General features: G+C 41.2%; 13 protein-coding genes. 9 read left to right on the forward strand and 4 right to left on the reverse strand.

Annotation, left to right across the window (positions count from 1 at the left end):
- Positions 1 to 139 precede the first annotated feature (139 nt).
- The 3 genes from HUW48_RS08465 to HUW48_RS08475 all read right to left on the reverse strand — a co-directional run bounded on the left by HUW48_RS08465 (position 140) and on the right by HUW48_RS08475 (position 4986).
- Positions 140 to 742, reverse strand: coding sequence for a hypothetical protein (locus tag HUW48_RS08465; protein ID WP_182415264.1), 603 nt, complete (start codon positions 740 to 742; stop codon positions 140 to 142).
- A 359-nt stretch (positions 743 to 1101) separates the two neighbouring features.
- Positions 1102 to 1911: a hypothetical protein gene (locus tag HUW48_RS08470; protein WP_182415265.1), complete on the reverse strand. Its 810-nt coding sequence runs from the start codon at positions 1909 to 1911 to the stop codon at positions 1102 to 1104.
- A 642-nt stretch (positions 1912 to 2553) separates the two neighbouring features.
- Positions 2554 to 4986 (reverse strand): TonB-dependent receptor, encoded by a 2433-nt coding sequence (locus HUW48_RS08475; RefSeq protein ID WP_182415266.1) that lies wholly within the window; start codon positions 4984 to 4986, stop codon positions 2554 to 2556.
- Positions 4987 to 5351: 365 nt separating this feature from the next.
- Here HUW48_RS08475 and HUW48_RS08480 point away from each other — a divergent pair, with 365 nt between their 5' ends.
- The 7 genes from HUW48_RS08480 (at position 5352) to HUW48_RS08510 (ending at position 13832) form a co-directional block, all read left to right on the forward strand.
- Positions 5352 to 5981, forward strand: coding sequence for a MarR family winged helix-turn-helix transcriptional regulator (locus HUW48_RS08480; RefSeq protein ID WP_182415267.1), 630 nt, complete (start codon positions 5352 to 5354; stop codon positions 5979 to 5981).
- A gap of 405 nt (positions 5982 to 6386) precedes the next feature.
- Complete coding sequence (locus HUW48_RS08485; protein WP_182415268.1) at positions 6387 to 7331, forward strand: manganese catalase family protein; 945 nt, start codon at positions 6387 to 6389, stop codon at positions 7329 to 7331.
- Between the two features lie 676 nt (positions 7332 to 8007).
- Positions 8008 to 9012, forward strand: a complete 1005-nt coding sequence (locus HUW48_RS08490) for an aldo/keto reductase (RefSeq protein ID WP_182415269.1) — start codon at positions 8008 to 8010, stop codon at positions 9010 to 9012.
- 65 nt (positions 9013 to 9077) lie between these two features.
- The gene (locus HUW48_RS08495) at positions 9078 to 9974 is read left to right on the forward strand and encodes a helix-turn-helix domain-containing protein (RefSeq protein ID WP_182415270.1); all 897 of its coding nucleotides are present in this window, start codon (positions 9078 to 9080) and stop codon (positions 9972 to 9974) included.
- Between the two features lie 365 nt (positions 9975 to 10339).
- The gene (locus HUW48_RS08500; protein WP_182415271.1) at positions 10340 to 10552 is read left to right on the forward strand and encodes a hypothetical protein; all 213 of its coding nucleotides are present in this window, start codon (positions 10340 to 10342) and stop codon (positions 10550 to 10552) included.
- Positions 10553 to 10675: 123 nt separating this feature from the next.
- The gene (locus HUW48_RS08505; RefSeq protein WP_182415272.1) at positions 10676 to 12736 is read left to right on the forward strand and encodes a hypothetical protein; all 2061 of its coding nucleotides are present in this window, start codon (positions 10676 to 10678) and stop codon (positions 12734 to 12736) included.
- Between the two features lie 145 nt (positions 12737 to 12881).
- On the forward strand, positions 12882 to 13832 hold the full coding sequence (locus HUW48_RS08510) for an NADP-dependent oxidoreductase (RefSeq protein WP_182415273.1): 951 nt from the start codon (positions 12882 to 12884) through the stop codon (positions 13830 to 13832).
- Positions 13833 to 14202: 370 nt separating this feature from the next.
- Here HUW48_RS08510 and HUW48_RS08515 read toward each other — a convergent pair whose 3' ends face one another.
- Complete coding sequence (locus HUW48_RS08515; protein ID WP_182415274.1) at positions 14203 to 15066, reverse strand: DUF6371 domain-containing protein; 864 nt, start codon at positions 15064 to 15066, stop codon at positions 14203 to 14205.
- A gap of 657 nt (positions 15067 to 15723) precedes the next feature.
- Between HUW48_RS08515 and HUW48_RS08520 the strand changes: the two genes are divergently transcribed.
- Together HUW48_RS08520 and HUW48_RS08525 are read left to right on the forward strand one after the other, a co-directional pair.
- Positions 15724 to 18279 (forward strand): Kelch repeat-containing protein, encoded by a 2556-nt coding sequence (locus HUW48_RS08520; protein WP_182415275.1) that lies wholly within the window; start codon positions 15724 to 15726, stop codon positions 18277 to 18279.
- Positions 18280 to 18544: 265 nt separating this feature from the next.
- Positions 18545 to 19165: a porin family protein gene (locus tag HUW48_RS08525; RefSeq protein WP_182415276.1), complete on the forward strand. Its 621-nt coding sequence runs from the start codon at positions 18545 to 18547 to the stop codon at positions 19163 to 19165.
- Positions 19166 to 19257: the final 92 nt, after the last annotated feature.

Here is a 19257-nt window from a genome sequence, read left to right on the forward strand (position 1 = left end):
TTGGAGGCGCGAGCGTCTTCTCGTTCGTGTTAATTATGTGGCAGACCTCTGGCCGAGCGAACCGATAGACGTTTTAAAAAAGTAAATAAATTAGATTTTAATTGGCTAGACCTAAAGCAATTGGCATTTAATTAGGAAATTATAAAAATACGATCAGCACAACGGCTACTACTAAGGCAGCACTGGCTAAAATACCCGTTCCGGTACCGGCGGCGGCTTTGCCTACTTTCCGCCAATGGGCTTGCTTGCGGTAGCCATTCATGTAATCGCGGTTTTGCGCTAATCGCTGATCGGGTACCCGCAACGCAACCCGACTAGGAGGGGTTACCGCCATGGCTACCGGAATGGCAAGGGTAGTACCGCCCGTAAACAGAGATGTAGCTCCGGCCGCCGCCGATCCCCAGAACACTCCTTTGCCTTTGTAGGTAAGACGCGCATCGCGGCGGCCCTGCGCGTAAAGTTCTTCCGCCGATTTTACGGGTAAGCCTAAGGTATCCAGAGGTACTTCTATTTTAATCAGTTCGGTGGTGCCATTGGCGTACTGAATCATAAATACTTCGGTTTTGGGCAAAGACAAAGTAAGGCTTTGCAGAGAATCAGAAGTAGTGTAAAAAATATCAGATTCATTAACTTGGGTAACTTTCGCGTGGAGCTGATCGCCGGAAGTTTTAAAAATAATGTCTTGGGCCTGAGTAGTGAACAGACCGAAGAAGCATACCAAAAAAAAGACTGCCTTTTTCATAATTTTAAGCGCCGTTGTAGCCCTGCTAGCCGCGGCTTTTATTTACTTTAGGTTGGATAGAATTCGTATTTGAATTTTATCCAACAAAAATAGACGGTTTAAACCCGGAGCGGTATAGGTTTTGCTGCTCATTTATATGAGTACTACTAGCCAGGTAAGGGTTGCATGCGCGCTTAAAAAATGAATATTTAACACCTAAAAAAGCATTTAGTAAATAAGAGGGGAAATCAGGTGGGAATGAGGCCATTAACTGCCTAAATCATCTTAAAATATAACTCAGAATTTACAAGTATAATTAAGGTAAGGACATTGTGATTAGTAAATTTTGTTCTGGTTTACTTATTAAAAACGTCAGAATTTTAGGCTTGTACCGGCCTCGAACGAATTTGACTATTCCGATAAATTTGATAAAGAACGGCCAAGGTTATCAACCCCAATCCAAGCCAAGAAGCTAAAATTATTTCGGGACTTACCGCTAATTTTAATTCCTGATGCTTTAAATTAATGCCGTAAAAGGCCCAAATACTTACTAATCCTACAAACGGATTACGCCGCTTTAAAACCAGAAACAGCGTTAACACAGTAGCTACTCCCAGCATAAAAATAGTCCAGAAACCGGCTGCTAAACCAAAGCCGTTCCAGCCAGAAGCCGCCAGAACGGAACTGGCATTAGCTACAGTAGCAATACAAATCCAGCCGAAATAAATGCTCAACGGAAATTGCGTAAACCACCGGGAAGCCGTAGACCGGGCCGGATTGTAAATCTGTAACCGGATGTGCATGGCGATTAGCGTAATTAATTGAATAAAGATTAAAACTACCGATAAGGTTAACTGTTCGTAAACCCAGGCAAAAGTCCAGGCGCCGGTTGCCAGATTATTTAAAATAAACCAGTAACCTAAACGGCTCACATCCTGGTTAGCTTCGTGCGTAGCATCAGCTTTAAAAGCCTTTACTATGTGGTAAATACAAAAAGCAGTTAAAGCCAGGTAAATCAAGCCCCAAATAGAAAAAGTAATACCCGCCGGCGTAAACAGGGCCGGGTATTTATTTGATACATCGCCAATGGTTTGGTTATTCAGCAACTTAAATTGGGTGAGCTGCGTGGGTAGTAAGTGTACCAGAAAAAATATAAAATTCAGAATAGCTAAAGTTTTTATGTTTTTCATAGTTAAGGTGGTTAGAGCATTTATTTAATTTCTGATGAATAGAGTTTTAGTCAAACTGAATTGTGCAAATATGCCGATGCAAGACACAGTTTTCTATCTATTCAGAAAGTCACGGAAGTAACCTCCGCGCCATATTTGTACTAGTTTTTCATTTTATAAAGCATTATTAAAGTTTAATATTTAATATCGCGAGCGTCCTCGCTCGTGATGCTTATCGTCCGGCCTCTGGCCGGGAGGAACTTACTCTCATTACTAATAATAGTCAAAGCTTATTTGTTTGCCCCGCCAGAGGCCTACCACATAGTAGACACGAGCGAAGACGCTCGCGCCAGTTTGGTGTTTAGTTATAATATATTAATATTACTGATACCAGTTTGGCTGTTGAGGACCTTTTAGCGTTCCGATACCAACGCAGGTGGCATACTGAATACTTTTCAAGCAAGTTAGCACCGTAGTCTGGAAACGGGGACTGGCTTCAAGTAGGAAAAGTCAACCAACCCTGCCCCTCCTAATCTTAGGAGGGGAGCTTTCTCTTTTTATATTCTAAAAACATCAACAATAAAAGTACTCCCTACTTAAATCCTCAACTTAAATCTTAATATCAACTTCTTATTACTTTATACCTGCTACTTGCTACCCCAATCAAAACTCTACAATAAAGCCCAGTGTCGGTACTAAATTACCATCATCGTTATTCAAAATTAGTGGTATAGCGTTGCTGCCATCGTCGCTTAGTAAGTTGCCGTTGGTGGTGGCGAAGCCGGTATTATCGGCGTTGCGCTGGAACGTGTAGCGATCGTAGCCTGGCGTTTTGCTACCCAGTACATTGGCAATATCCAGGAACAGGTCGAATGTAAATTTATTGAAGTTCCACTTTTTATCTACCCGGATGTCAAACTGACTAAAGGGCCGCAAACGATCGGAATTTAAGCGGGAATAATCCAGGATGCCTACGCCCAAAGAACCGTAATTGCGCTGCGAAGCTTCCAAATCAAAAGGAGTGGTAGGAGCGCCACCCGCAAAGCGGTATTTGGCACCGAGTTCCCAATTACGGGGTAGTTTCTTACCCAGCAATCCCGAAATTAAATGGCGGTAATCCCAGGAACTGGAAACGTACTGGCCGTTGGTACCGGCAAATTCACTCACCACGTAGGTATACGAAAGCACCGAAAATAAACTACCGGTAAGTTTTTTCTGGAGGTAAAACTCCAACCCGTAGGCTCGGCCTTTGCCGTTGGTAACTATGGGTTCGTTGCCAATGGAGCCAAAATCACCGCCTTGGTTGGCCAGTGAAATGCCGTCGCGGATAGAGACCGGGTAGTTGCTGTATCTTTTATAAAATCCTTCTAAAGTAAACCGCAAATCTAGGCGGGGTAAAAACTCAGTTCCTACAACGTAGTGCGTAGATTTAATGTAATCGGCGGCTTTATTCAGATATTGCCCGTCTTGCTGGTAACCCAAAACTGTGTAGGTGGGCAGTTTGTAATAAATCCCTGACGAAGCGTTAATCGTCCATTTATCGGATACGGCAAACGAAATAGCGCCGCGTGGCGATAATGTTTTTATGGGATTCTGGCCGTCCTGGGTAAAAGAATTTAAATCGGAGCGAACACCGAAGGACAAACCTAGTTTATTATTAAAAAAAGATTTAGAAACTTGCCCAAATGCACCGTACCGGAAAAAGTCGAGATTAGTGTTGTAGTTCACGGTTAAGCCGGGTTGCACCACCGTACCTTCTTCGTTTATTAATTCCGGCCGTATTACGTTAAACACGTCGTTGGTGAACTGCACGTATTGCCCAGACACGCCGTAGGCATATTTAAATCCGTTGCGAAATTTATTTACGTCCAGGCGCAGTTTGTTTTCGGTTTCGCGGGAGTTTGATTTTAAAGTACGCAGCGCCGGGTTGTCATTTTGAGCGTCAGTAAACTTTTCCAGGTCAATGTTAAAAGCATTCCGGCTCAACGCCAAATTAATGTAGCCGTCGTTTACTAATCTTTTTAATGCCACCCCAGTGGTGTAATTCCATTGATTGTTTAAAGGGATAGACCGTAAAATGTATTCGTTTTCGGGAGTGCTGTTGCGGGGGATGCCAAACGAAAATTCATCAATGGCGCCCACACCTATAAAAGAAAGCGAGGTTTTATCATTAATCTTATGATCTACTTTGTACTGAAAATCCCAGTAATTCGGTCGGATGGGTAAATCAAGGAGCTTAAACAAAAATTGCAGGTAGGAGCGTCGGGCCGAAACCAGATAAGTAGTGCGAGATGATATGGGCCCTTCGAAAGTTGTTGAGAATTCAGAACCGCTCAAGCGGATGTTACCCGAAAAGCGGTCGGGGTTGCCGTAGCGTTGCCGGAACTGAAACACCGACGATAGCGCATTATCGTAGCGGGCATCAAAAGCCGACGAACTAACTTTTAAGTCTTCGATAAACGATACATTTAAAATACCGGTGGCCCCGCCCGCGCTTCCCTGCGTGGTAAAATGGTTAATTAACGGAATTTCGATGCCATCGAGGTAATACACGTTTTCGCTGGGAGCCCCACCCCGGATAATAATATCGTTGCGACTGCCGCCACCCGCGCCGTTGCTGGCTACCCCGGGTAAAACCTGCACTACTTTAGATATATCAAAATTGCCGCCCGGGTTACTTCTAATTTCTTCCAGGCTTAAACTTTGCACCGACAGCGGGGTGATTAAATCGGCCACGGCGGCACTTTGCCTACGGTTGGTGGTAATTTCTACTTCCTGCAAATTGTTGGCCGCTGGCGCTAATTCAAAATTTACAATCTGGCTATTGCCCGAGGTAACATTAATGTTAAACTTGCTTTGCGGCTGGTAACCAACATAAGAGGTTTGCACCGTGTAGCTACCCAACGGAATGTTTTCGAGGCGGTACGTGCCGTTTTCGTTGGTAACTGTGCCCAGTTGGGAGTTGGGCAGTTGCACGGTAACCCCAATTAATGCTTCCTGGGTGTTTACATCGCGCACTGTTCCGGTTATAATGCCGGTTTGAGCAAAAGAAACTACCGGTAACAACCAGGTAAGTAAAAGTAAAAAGCGCTTCATTTTATGTTATAATAGTAAAACATTATTATAACATAATACTCCCGAACTTGTTTTTAAGCTGAAGATTAAAGCAAAAAATTTAAATTAAGTATTAGAAATTGGGGCTGTTTTGTTACTGGTTGTTTATTTAACTAACAATAAGTAATTCGGATTTAAATAGTAGTAAAAGCATTCCCAACGGAGCTTACTTAAAAGTAGTCAGTGAAGACACTGACCACGGCTGCTGCCATGTGTTATGTCTAAATAGTCAAATTTAAAGACCTGCTGCCGTAGGTTGTGTCTTCACAACCTTCCTTTTGCATAAGTCTTAGTGAAAACTACTTTATTATAGTTTAATTTTTTAAAATTTTACCAAGCCTATCTATATGTCGGCTACCAATTACCAGTTACTACAAGAGCTTTTACCCTGGCTGGCTCGTTACGAGCAGGAGCAAGGTCCGGGGCAAGTGAATTTACCTGAATTTCAAAAGTGGCTGGGTGAGCGGTTGATCCAGGAAAAAGAAACCATGCCCGCCAGCACCCCAGCCGAAGCATTGGATGGGGAAATCGCCCGTTACTTGACATCCCTGAACCGGTACGCCAAGTATTACACCAAAAAAGCATTGCAGCACACCGAGTTTGTATCATTGGACGATTTTGGCTACCTCATGCACTTACTCGACGGCGGCAGCATGATTAAATCTACCTTAATTCATAAAAACATTCAGGATATTCCATCGGGTACCGAAATTATTAAACGCCTGATCAGGCAAGACTGGGTAAACGAAACCCGCCACGAAGCCGATAAAAGAAAAGTGTACCTCACCATTAACGACCGCGGAAAAGCGGCATTGTTCGCTTCCCTGGGTCAACTCCGCAAAGTTTCGCGCATTGTGAGCGGCAATCTGGACTTATTGGAAAAACAGCAGTTGCTCCGAATTTTAAAAAAACTCGAAAACTTCCATCAACACCAGTTTGTACCGAATAAAGATAAATCCATAGATGAGTTTTTATAATTGTAGTTTTTTAAAAATAGATGGCGATGGATTGATCTAAGCCATTTTTTCCTAATCCAATAAATCTTTTCAGAAGCGTGTAGGCGCAGGTAACGGAACTATAATTGTAGTGGTGTTGGAGGATGGTTAACATGAGTTCGATAGAAGCACTAAACAATAAAAAAATACTTGTCCTGTATTAGCAAAAAATAAAACTGTCGAATTTTCTGCCTAATTCTTCCAAAAGGACAGATATAAAGAAGGTGAGCTTACTTTTTAGGATTGTTTTCTTATCCCGAACTCACGTGCTGTTATTAAATCCGGTCTTTAATATTTATTTAGTTGAGTGTAAGGTGGTAACCAAAATTACCGAACCATTTATGTAAGTGCCCGTTTGCGCATAACAGAAATCTAAACGAATAAGCTATGTTTCATCACGTAAAAGACTTACAATTTAATGCCCGTGTATCTAAGCCAGACCCTCGGTTTGCAACATTATTGCTGGAACAATTCGGCGGTGAAAACGGCGAGCTGGCAGCAGCCATGCAATATTTTACCCAGGCTTTTGCAGCTAAAATGCCTTATCCGGATAAATATGATATGCTGATGGATATTGCAACGGAAGAATTTAGCCATTTGGAAATTGTAGGGGCAACTATCCAGATGCTGCTGAAAGGCGTAAACGGCGAGTTAAAAGATGCCGCCGACCAATCTGAAATTATGGAAGTAATGAACGGGAAAGCAGCCAAAGAAAATATCATTCATCAGGCTTTGACTAACCCGCAATTTGGCACTCTTAGCGCCGGTGGACCCCGCCTCACCAACAGCCAGGGCATTCCGTGGTGCGCTTCCTATATTCATTCTAACGGCGACTTAACCGTTGATTTGCGCTCTAATATTGCTTCCGAATCGAGGGCCAAGCTGGTGTATGAGTATTTAATGCAATTTACCGATGACCCTTACGTAAAAGAAACCCTTTCTTTTTTAATGACCCGGGAAGTAGCCCATTTTGAAATGTTTCAGGCGGCTTTAGGAACCATTAAACCAAACTACCCGCCCGGCGTATTACAAGCGGATCCGCGTTTTACCAACCAGTACTTTAACTTGTCGCAAGGCGAAAGTGCCCGCGGCCCCTGGAACGAAGGTGAAATGCCGAAAACCGGTAAACCCTGGGATTATATAGCAGACCCGCTGGCGCACGTGAAAGAAACAACAGGATTGCAGAATCGGGAGAAAGGCATTGAAAAAGAAATGAAGTTAACGGAAAAACTAAACAAAGAATTAAGCAAAACCAAAAGCGCCGAAATTACCAGTGCCGAACCAAAAGGGGTAGCGCAATGGAGTAATTACGACGGAGAAGATTCTAAATAATGTTCCGGGATATTTTGGATTACTAAATGGAATAATAGATTTTCTTAAAATTTAAAAATTTCTATCATCACTGGACTAATGCAGAAGCTTGTTAGGTTTAACCTGGCAAGCTTTTGTTTTTTAATTATTTAGCGGAAAACTTTCTATTAACAACCGCAGCAAAGCAGCCTGGTTAACCTCTATACCCTTACTCCGCATTGTGAGCGGTAACCTGGACCTACTCGAAAAACAGCAACTGCTCCCTATTTTAAAAAATTGAAAAACTATCTTCATCAGAAGTTTTTACCAAATAAAAATAAGGCTTTGGATGAGTTAGTTTAATAGTTCGGGTTTTACATTTTGGTAAAACACGTTTTTATTTATCTGATACACACACTTTAAACTAACTGAACAAAATTAATTTAATATACTGAATGACTGGATTGTTGTAATAAGCTACTGATATTAAAATTAGTAAATTAAGAAAAGTCTAACATCCAACATCTTGATACTTGTGTCTCTTTACATAGGAAGGATATTCAGGTTGATGGATATTAGCTTTTTTACATTGACCAGAAAATCTTTTAAGCACAATAGGCTATCTATTCGTCAATCCCCGATTTGAACACAAGTTACCGGGTTTTGCATACAGGCAGCTTTACCAGGTTAAGTAATTTTGAATTATAAAATTACTACTATGGAAATAAAGAAAATAAAATTAGGAAGTCAGGGTTTGTCGGTTCCGGTTATTGGTTTAGGTTGTATGGGTATGACCGGCTTTGAAGAAGCTAACACGTATGGCGAAGCAGATGAGCAGGAAGCCATTGCCACTATTCACCGATCTTTGGAATTAGGCGGCAACTTTCTGGACACCGCCGACCTGTATGGTCCATTAAAAAACGAGCAGCTTATTGCCAAAGCAATTAAAGGCAACCGGAACAAATACCTTATTGCTACCAAATTTGGTTGGGAGATAGATGATAACAATAGAATAACCTGGGCTATAAACGGTAAAAAAAGCTATGTAAAAAAAGCTTTGGAGCGTTCTCTCAAAAACCTCAACACCGATTATATTGACTTATATTACATGCATCGCCTCGATAAAACTACACCCATTGAGGAAACGGTTCAAGCCATGAGCGATTTGGTAAAAGAAGGAAAAGTAGGTTATATCGGCTTATCAGAGGTATCTTCCGAAACGGTAAAAAGAGCCCATGCGGTGCACCCGGTTACGGCAGTGCAAAGCGAATATTCTTTATTTGAGCGCACCGTAGAAGAACGCGGTGTTTTGCAAACCCTACAGGACCTGGGTATAGGCTTTGTGGCTTACTCGCCACTGGGTCGCGGGTTTTTATCGGGGCAAATCCGGAGCATCAATGATTTACCGGATAACGATTTCCGCCGGTCAATTCCCCGCTTTCAGGAAGAGCACTTCTACAAAAATCTGGAGTTGGTTAAAGCCATAGAGGCCATGGCGGCCGAAAAAAATGTTACCTCCTCGCAGTTGGCTTTGGCTTGGGTAATAAGCAAAGGCATTGTTCCCATTCCGGGCACCAAACGCCGGAAATATGTAGCGGAAAACATAGCGGCTACCACTATCCAACTTACCGAAGCCGATTTAACTAAATTAGAAAGTATTGTGCCGCTAGGTACCGATACCGGTAAACCCTACGATGAATTCAGCATGGGGCTGATTGACTAATATATTATAACGGCTGCATTTTTATAGTGTAGCCGTTTTACGTTACTTATTGTTTAATTTGTTTTATGAACGCCATTAAATCTGTATCGGAATTCCACCGGTTATTGTCTTTGCCGGCACCCCGGCACCCGCTGGTAAGTGTAATTAATCTGAATGAAAGCATTTTCCTGGAAGATGAGGTGTGGCAAGGCTTTGTAAACCGGTTTTACTGCGTGGCACTTAAACGGGAAGCAAAAGGAAAGATAAAATACGGGCAGCAACACTATGATTACGATAAAGGCGTATTAAGCTTTACGGCGCCTAACCAGGTACAATCTTTGGATTTGCAGAATATGGAATGCGGATCGGGCTACCTGCTTATTTTTCATCCAGATTTTTTGCTGAAACATACTTTGGCCAGCACCATTCATCAATATGGCTTTTTCTCTTACGCCGTAAACGAGGCCCTGCACCTTTCCGAGGAAGAAGAGGACGACCTGATTACCATCTTAAATAAGATTAACAAAGAATGTGCACACATCGACCGGCACACCCAAGAAATTATTTTATCGCAGATTGATTTGTTGCTCAACTATTCTAACCGTTTTTACGAGCGCCAGTTTATTACCCGTAAAAACAACAACCACCAGCTCCTTACCAAATTTGAGCAATTAATTAACCAGTACTTTACTGCCAACGACACCGCCGAACAAGGTCTGTTAACCGTGCAGTATATAGCCGAACGCATGAATCTTTCGCCCAATTACCTGAGCGATATGCTGCGGGTACATACCGGGCAAAATACCCAACAACACATTCACGAGAAACTGATTCAGAAAGCAAAAGAAAGGCTATCCACTACCAACTTATCGGTCAGCGAAATAGCTTATGCCCTGGGCTTTGAACATGCCCAATCGTTCAGTACGCTTTTTAAGAAAAAAACCAACATGTCGCCCTTGGAATTTCGGCAGACATTTAACTGAGTACCTTCGGGTACGGGTTTTATTCATATATAAAATCTTTAAGCCAAACTATATTTTATGCTAAAGGAATAAGGATAATTTAAACCAGCTATTAAATTTTTTCAGCGAAATTAAGGCGAAGATTTCGGAGTCAGATTTGTCGTAGTGCTGGATTATGATTTGGACAAGTATGGTCAAGTTGATGAGGGTGAGCGGGATATTGGTACGCTCGGCTTGGTAGCGGGCTTCTGTGGAGAAGCCACCCACAGATAGGTACAAACCTTTAACGCCGGAGCGGAGATTGCCGCTTATATGGCCTTATATGGTGCGTGAGTTACTTCCGTGCCTTTTTTAAGTAGTCACGGAAGTAACTTCCGTGCCATAGTGTGTACTTAACCATTAACAATCGAGCCAAAGCAGCTTTGTTTGCTTCACTAGGGCAACTCCGCAAAGTACCCCGTATTGTAAGCGGCAACCTGAACCTTCTGGAAAAACAGCAACTGCTCGGAATTTTTAAAAAGCTGAAAGCTTTCATCATCAGCAGTTCTTACAGTATAAGTATAAGACTTTGGATGAGTTATGATTTTGAATATATTTAAGTAGTTTTTAGAATATAATTTTTCAACTTATTTGAAGGTATAGCGGATATTAGAGCTTAAAAATGTTTCAATTATATTGAATTTTTAAATTAAGTTGAGTAACCAAATTGATTAAAAAAACTTATGGCCAAAATGAATGCTGATGTTGTTGGAAAAGTTAACAACACAAAGCTTGCGGAAAAGAATGGGATTATGGCATTATTTGAAGCAATAAACAATTCATTACAGAGTATAGAGGAGGCAAACCAAAAGGAAGGTGAGATAATAATTGAATTGCATAGAGCTAAAGATTTATTTGAAGATGGGAGAGAGACTTTTTTACCATTTGAAGATATTATTATAACTGATAATGGAGCTGGGTTTAACGAATTAAATTACAACTCATTTTTAAGTGCAGATTCAACCTATAAGCTAAATCGTGGTGGTAAAGGTGTTGGTAGATTTACTTGGCTTAAAGTTTTTAATTATGCTTCAATATATAGTGTATATAAAAAGGATAATTTAATTTATAATAGACAATTTGATTTCGTAAATAATAAAGAAGCTATAGTGAATGAAAACAATATTCCAAATGATAGCGCCTCTATTTTAACTGTTGTAAAGCTTACTAAGTTAAGGAAAGAATATATAAATAGTTTTCCTAGGACCATTGAAAATGTTTGTGATAGGATAATTGAACATTTGGTAATGAAGTTGATATCACCACTATGCCCAAAGATTATAGTTATAGATACAAGAAACAACAATACAACGAAAATCAACATTAATGATAGGTTCCAAAATGAGTTTTTAATTGATAAAGATGCAGATTCTTTTACCTTAGGAAAAGCTAATTTTACCATTGCATTATTAAAGGTTAAGAATAATGATGGTAAATTTAATCATGCTATTTGGTTGAGTGCAGACGAAAGAGTTGTAACTGTTACTAATCTAAATGAATATATTCCAAATTTGCTAGGGTCCCTTATAGAGAATAAAAGTGGTGAAAAATTTGTTATTATAGCTTTAGTGTCAAGTGATTATCTTAATAGTTATTCTAATGCTGAACGTACAAAATTTAACCTGCCTTCTAATGTAAAACGTAAGGATTCCATTCATGATATTAGTATTGAAGAAATAGAAAGCACTGCTTCTGAACAAGTTGAAAAATACTATGAAGATTATTTACTAAATCTTCGAGAAAAGAAAAAGAATGATATGTTAGGGAGTATCAAAATTAACTTTCCGCACTTTGCGCCTTTGTTGCAATACGTGGATGTTATTGATAAAATCCCTCCTGAAATTGTAAATGATAAAAATAAATTGAATCTCGCCTTGTCCAAAGCAAAGTATGATATTCTGTTAGATGCCAAAAAGGAGGTTACATCTATAGAGAGAACTATGGATTTAATTTCTAATCAAAATGCAACAGGAGAAACAATCAAGTTATACCAAGAGAAGTTTGAAAAAGTTGTAAATACATTAACTGATATAACAAAAACAGAATTATCAGAATATGTTGTTCATCGACGAATTTTGTTGGAAATTTTTGAAAAGCTACTTTCGCGAAGAGATGATGGTACTTATTTTTGGGAAGAAGAAATACATAATTTGATTTTTCCAAAAGGATATTCCGATTCTGACTTATTAGAAATTAACCAAAACTTATGGTTAGTTGATGAAAGATTATCTTATCATAGTTTTATTGCATCTGATATTCCGTATGGAAAGAAAAAAGATTCTGGAAGGCCAGATATATTAATTGGTAAAAGTATTTCGGATTTTGATATACCATTAGCTTACTCTGAAAAAACTAGACAATCAGCTTACGATTCTATGGTAATCATTGAATTCAAAAGGCCAATGAGACAAGGCTATTCCGAAAGTCAAGATCCAATTGATCAAGTAAAGAATTACATTAGAACAATTAGGAATGGTACGGCATTAGATCCTAAAGGAAGGCCTATTATAGTTTCAGCTAATTGTAGATTTTTTGCTTACCTTATTTGCGATTTAACTCCTAAGTTAAAAAACGAAATAATTGAAATGCATGAATTTACTCCTATGATGGAAGGCGAAGGTTTATTTGCTCCATTGAAAAATATCAATACATACATGGAAGTTGTTTCATATAATAAAATAATTTCAGATTCAACACAAAGAAATCAGATATTATTTGAGAAATTAGGTATTGATTATCATTAAAAATCATTGTGTTTAGCTCTACTTTCATCATTCATATTCATTATATTAAGACTAGTATTTAGTTTTAATATTTATATTATACCAAAGTATTTAACCTCCTCCTGCTAAATCCGGTATAACCCCCAAAGACTTATAACGAAATACCATGGAAAAACAGATGAAAGCGGCCGTTTACGAAGAGTTTGGCGGGGTAGATAAAATTCAAATTCGCAGCATTGCTATTCCGGAATTAAAAGAAGGCGAGGTGTTGGTCCGGTTAAAGGCAGCGGGCGTAAACCCAGTGGATGCCGGTGTGCGGGAAGGTTATTTAAAAGATTATTTGCCTTATACTTTCCCCATTATTCCTGGTTGGGACATGGCCGGCACGGTAGAAGACCGGGGTTTTAGTGCCCGCCGGTTTGCGGTCGGCGACGAGGTGTACGCCTATGCCCGGCGACCAATGGTGCAGTACGGTACTTTTGCCGAGTATATTGTTATTCCGGAGAGTTACCTGGCGCATAAACCCGAAACACTTTCTTTTGAAGAAGCTGCCGGCATTCCGCTGGTCGGGCTTACGGCTTACCAGTCAATGTTCGATGCGGGCAAGCTGCAAGCGGGCCAAACCGTGTTGATATTGGGAGCTTCCGGTGGAGTGGGTAGTTTGGGTATTCAGTTAGCTAAAGCTAAAGGCGCCCAAGTAATAGGAGTAGCCAGCGCGAAAAACCACGACTTCATGAAACAACTCGGCGCTGATTTTACCATAGATTACAGGCAAGGCGATATTGGTGCTGCCGCAAAAGCGTTAGTACCCGACGGCGTAGATTTAGTTTTTGACTGCGCGAGCGGCGAAACTTTGCAGCAAAGTTTATCGGCTCTGAAGCCGGGAGGCAAGTTGGTTTCCATTTTGCACCACGGCGACGGCTTGGACCCAGCCATTGATTTTCAATACGTATTCGTGGAACCCAATAGTACCCAGCTCGATCACTTGCGCGAATTAGCGGATAATGGTCAGCTAAAAGTACACGTGAGCCAAACGTATTCCCTGGACCAAACCGTAGATGCTTTTAATCAGATTCAAACCAAACATACAACCGGAAAAATTGTAATTGTGCCGTAAACGTAAAGTTGTCAAAACTAATTTTATTCAAATTTTTAAAAATTAGTAAAAAGTACCCGTTAGAAGGCAGGGCTGTTAAGTTCTCTGGTCGAAAAGCTGGTGCGAGTACCCAACGCTCGTGTTTGGCCAAGTGGTAGGCCTCTGGCTGGGCAAACTGATAAACTTGGATTTAGAGTTAATCAGCAATAAATTCCTGCCAGCCAGAGGCCGGACGATAATCATCACGAGCTAGGACGCTCGCGATATGGGATAGGTTGAGAACCCTTTGTCCCCCTTTGGAGGGGGTTGGGGGAGGAGAAAAGGTAGTTTATCCTTTTAGCTATTCGATCCTTATCGCGAACTCACGTTCAAACTTAAACTAGTTGAATCTCTATAGCAGTCCGGAGCGGCGCACCAGGATATCGGCAATATCGTCGCCGTCTTGGCGGTGTTTGTCCATTTCCAGAATGCGGGTGCGGCAACCTACTCCTTTTAGAATAGTTTGCATGCGCAAAGCGCCTTCGCGGCCGGTTTGGTGCATATCCGGAATAATCATCACTTTGCGGCCTTGCAGTACAACGGCGCGTTCTTTTTTTAAGCTAACCGCCCCGCCGGTAGCCACCCAAATAAAATCCGGAAAATGCACGTGCCCGATTATGGCTGATTTCTCGCTTTCGACCATTACTATTTTTGCCGTTGCGGGGTATGTACCTAATTGAAACTCCCCGAACAAACAATACTCGTAACCTTGCTGGTTGGTGAACATCAATGGGCTGGGCTTGCTTTTGGTTTCGTCTTCGCTTGCTTTTACCCGGTGGCCGTCAGGTTTGTAGTAAATGCGTTTGGGTTTTCTATAGTTTCCCGCTTTATCCTGGTACCAGAACAAGGTGCCGCCTGCTTTGGTAGTGCCAATCGAAAAGTAATTTAATAAATAATCGGCGGTAGTCGGGTATTTGTTCTGTAACCAAAGCGCAAAATTGTTGAGATTATAACTTTTAAGCGTTTTTTGAACCAGATCGGCGGCAATGATACGGGCCGGCGTTTTAGGCAGGAGAGTAATTACGGGGCTTAAAGAAACTTCTTTTGATGTTGCATTCGGAAAAAAGCTTTGACCGCAGCTATGGCAGTGACCGAAAGCCGGGTTAGGTACCCCATCCAGAATAATTGGAGAGAACTTGCCGTCCCGGTTATTTTTGCCGCAAGGGCAGGTAGGAGCTACCTTAAACCGGTTCGACTGGACAAATGGATAGTTCATGGAAGAAAAGATAATCAGGTAATTTTAATCATTTTTCACCTATTTGGCACTACCTCTATGTAAAGATTACACGGTAAAATTTAGCATCTGTTTCGTAATTTAAAGTTTACTAATTAAAAGCGCTGGTTGGGTGTTTTCACCGGTAAGAATATAAGTAAATAGACCCAAAGGTTAAGATAGAAAAGGTTAGAATTTAGCCAAAGTAAGTGGCAGAACAAGGAAGGTGTTCGCGATAATGGCCCACTTTAGGAAAAGCCTCAGGTTTTATTTCTCTCAGTTAAACTTACTTCAGATCCAATGCTGAAATGAGTGAGCCCACTACATTTCAGCAATGGTTCTTTTATTTTTAGGAACTTCCGGAAAATATATTCAACCAAATGTATTTAATACAAGTAAGTAAAATTAGAAAGTCTTTTTTAAAATAAGCCTTACTTAATACTTCAGCTACTGACTAGGTATTAATATATGTATCCTGAACTACGGCCGGGGTTGCTTACAGTAAAGATATAATCAAAGAATTCTACCCGTACTTGCGTAAATTTTGTGGCAACTGCTTTCACTTTTTTGCAGTAATAGTAAGTAATTAAAAAAGTGCTCCTACCCGTTTTTATTCATTATAAACCTGAAGCTTATATTTAAAACTTTACTTATTGTGTTATGGTTACGGTTCCTTTTTATTCTAGATTCCTGCTGGTTCTTCTATTCGGACTTGGTATTTTTATTAGTTTAACTTCCCGGGCAGCTTTCCCTGAAAACACTTCTAAAAAAGTAATTCCGAATCGCTCTACCTTACCAGCGGCCGCTGAAACATTTATTCGTTCGGCTGCACTTACTTTTTCTTCAGCGCCGGTATTCGAAAAAGAACAGTATACTATTACTCTTCCGGAGGGTACAACCCCAGGTAGTACTATTGGAACCGTAAAAGCTACCGATGCTGATGGTGAGGTTTTAACCTATACAATTATTACCGGCAATACCAACCAGGCCTTTGTCCTGGATTCTGTCACGGGTGCTTTAAGCGTTGCTAAAAATTTAAACCGGCATACCCAAAGTAGTTACCAGTTAAACATACAGGCACTGGATCCTAGCGGTCTGGCGGATAGTGCCATGGTGGCTATTACACTTACTCCCCCAACCGAAGAACCTGCCGTGGCTAAAATAACCTGGAGTTCCGTAGCCAATCAGCCTTATATATTTTACGAAGGGCAGGGCAAGGTCGTAAACGGAAAATGGTATACCTTCAGCGGTTTCGATAGCCAGAAATCGGGTTTTACTCCTACGAGCCGCGCTCATTATTTTGATCCGGCCATTAATACCTGGGAGCCAATTGCTCCTATGCCGCCCATGAACGGCACTAATTACGGCGGGGTAACGCACGCTGGTTTTACCACAGATAATAACGATATTTATTTTGCCGGCGGGTATACCTCCAATGCCAACGGTAAAGGCCAGATTTTAGGCACCAAAGAAGTTTGGAAGTACGTGGTAAACAAAGACCAATACGAGCGTTTACCAGATTTGCCGCAAATAAGCGCCACCGGCCAGTTAGAGTACCTGCAGGGAAAACTGCACTACATTGCCGGCACCGACCGGGTGGCTAAAATTGATTTAGGGGATCATTACGTGCTAGATTTAGATAACCTGGCTGCGGGTTGGGATACTTTAGCTCCCTTACCGAGTCCGCGGCAACACGCTGGTTCGGCCGTATACGAAGGGAAAATTTACTTTATTGGAGGCCAAACCGGCCACGACGAAGGTTCCGTTGCCTTCCGCCTGGTGCATGCTTACGATCCGCAAACAGATACCTGGACACAATTAGCCGACATTCCGGTGCAGGAAGGAACCCGCGGTATAGCCCATATTTCATCCTCGGTAGTGGTAAAAGGAAACCAGATAATTGTAATTGGGGGCGAATACCAATTTCAAAAAGGAACCCGGCTGGTGTCGGCTTATACCCCGGCTACGAACACCTGGACGAATCTGACGCAATTACCTATTATTATGCGTGGTGGGGTGGCGGGAGTAATCGGGGGAAAATTGTATTATACCGGCGGTAAAAACGTGCAGCGCACCTACGTGGGTGATCCCTTAACAAATCAAAAAATAATTCGGGTAGCTTTAGTAAATGCCGCGAACGGCGAAGAGATCCGGTTAATCGGCAAAGGTGCCACCGTTAATCTGGCCAATTTACCTACCCGCGATATTAGTATCCGGGCCTCTACCAGCCCGGATACGGTAGGTAGCGTGGTATTTCAATTGAATGGTCCGCAAACCATCACGCAAACCGAATCTAAGATGCCTTACGCTTTACTGGGCGACCGACCTGATTCTTCTTATGTTCCCTGGCGGCCAGTACCAGGCGAATATTCTTTAGATATTACGCCTTATTCGGCGGCTCAGGGGAAAGGTTTACCGGGAACTACTTTAAAAATAAATTTTACAATTACGGATACATCCCTGGTAAGCAATTTAGCCAGCAACAGCAATTTACAGTACGAATTAGATACTTTAAAGCTCGGCGTGCCTATTTACACCGACCGCCCTTACGTGACTACCTCGGTACCGGAATCTTTACTAAATTCACTTATCGTGAAAACCCCTAACGACGATAAATACAATACCAATGCCGGTGTATTTTCGCTGCAACTAATGCGACCGGCTATGGTTTACGTGGCGTATGATCCAAGGGTAACCATTTTACCGGCCTGGTTAGAAAGCTGGCAAAAGCTCAACGAAGAAATTTTAGTAAATGATCCGAAGAATAATCGTTACCAGCTTTATAGCCAATTGTTCACCGCTGGCCCCATCACCTTTGATGGTAACCGGGCTAATCCCGCGGAAGGCTCTTTAAGTAATTATTTTATTGTTATTCAGGAACAACAAGACACAGCTAAATTAGTAACCGGTATCGCTGATTATCCTAAAAACCTGAATGAAAATAGAACTAACCGCTCGCTGAAAATCTTTCCTAATCCTATCAAGACAACCGATCACTTATATGTGACTTTAGAAAATTTCGGCAAAGAAGAACCTGTATTTGTTACCTTACACGATGTAGCGGGGCGTACGGTTCTCTCCCAAACCCTTATTACCAATTACCAGGGAAAAGTTAATACAACTATTTCACTTCCTGGGTCACTAAAAGCGGGCGTTTACCTAATAAAAACGGTAAGCACCTCCGGCGCCCGGCAAGAGAAATTAATAATTGAATAAATAATCAACCTGCCAAAAGCCGTAAATTAGTAAAACGTAGAAGCTGTTTCGCATTTTAGAAGTTTATCCATTAAAGGTAATTTTAGTAACCATTAATCTGTTGCAAGCTCCTGTAAGGTGGTGAGATCATAAACTAAAGAGAATTTTTTAATTTTTTAAGAGCGAAACAGTTTCCTGATTTAACTATCATAAACCCACCCGCTTCTTATAAGTACAATGATTAAACTAGGCTAGCTGCTTAACAGCTTTTAAGTTTTCCAGGAACATGAAAAAACTTTTACTAATCTTATTCTTTTGCGTTATTTATTTTAAAGTAGTAGCTCAAACGAATACGGAAGTAAATCCGGTTCGGCACGCGGTGCATTATGGGTTTAAATTCGGGTTGAACTACTCCAATATGAATTTCAATAAAGGTTACCCCACTCCAACTACTCCGGTGGCATCTTCCTGGCGGCCAGGTTTTCTACTTGGCTTTTTATTGGAGGTTCCTTTGCCGTATAATTTTTCGCTTCAACAAGAATATTTGTATTCTCAAACCAATGGTGAGCACCAGAGCTTAAATACGAAATATAACCACAGTTATTTGTCTTTGCCCTTAATGCTTAAATACCGGATTTTGCCCAAAGTTGTAATAATGGTGGGGCCGCAATTCGAATTGTTAATTGCAGCGAAAGAAGAAACGAATGGGCAAACAATTAATACTACCCACGAAACAGAAGAACGGAGTATTGGCTTAAGTGGTGGATTGGGATTTCGGGTAAGTAAATTTTTAAGTTTTAATGCCCGCTTTATGCATGGTTTTAACCACATCGGTATTACTCAAAGAACAAACGCGCTGGAATACAAATATGAATCGGTGCAAATAACCACTGATTTCCGTTTTTAATAATTATTGTCCGAAACCTTCCAGAACCATAACCAAGTTATACATACTTTTTCCTTATTGTATAATCCCAAATGTCTAGCAGCTAATATCTT

The organism is Adhaeribacter radiodurans (assembly GCF_014075995.1).
Lineage (GTDB): Bacteria > Bacteroidota > Bacteroidia > Cytophagales > Hymenobacteraceae > Adhaeribacter > Adhaeribacter radiodurans.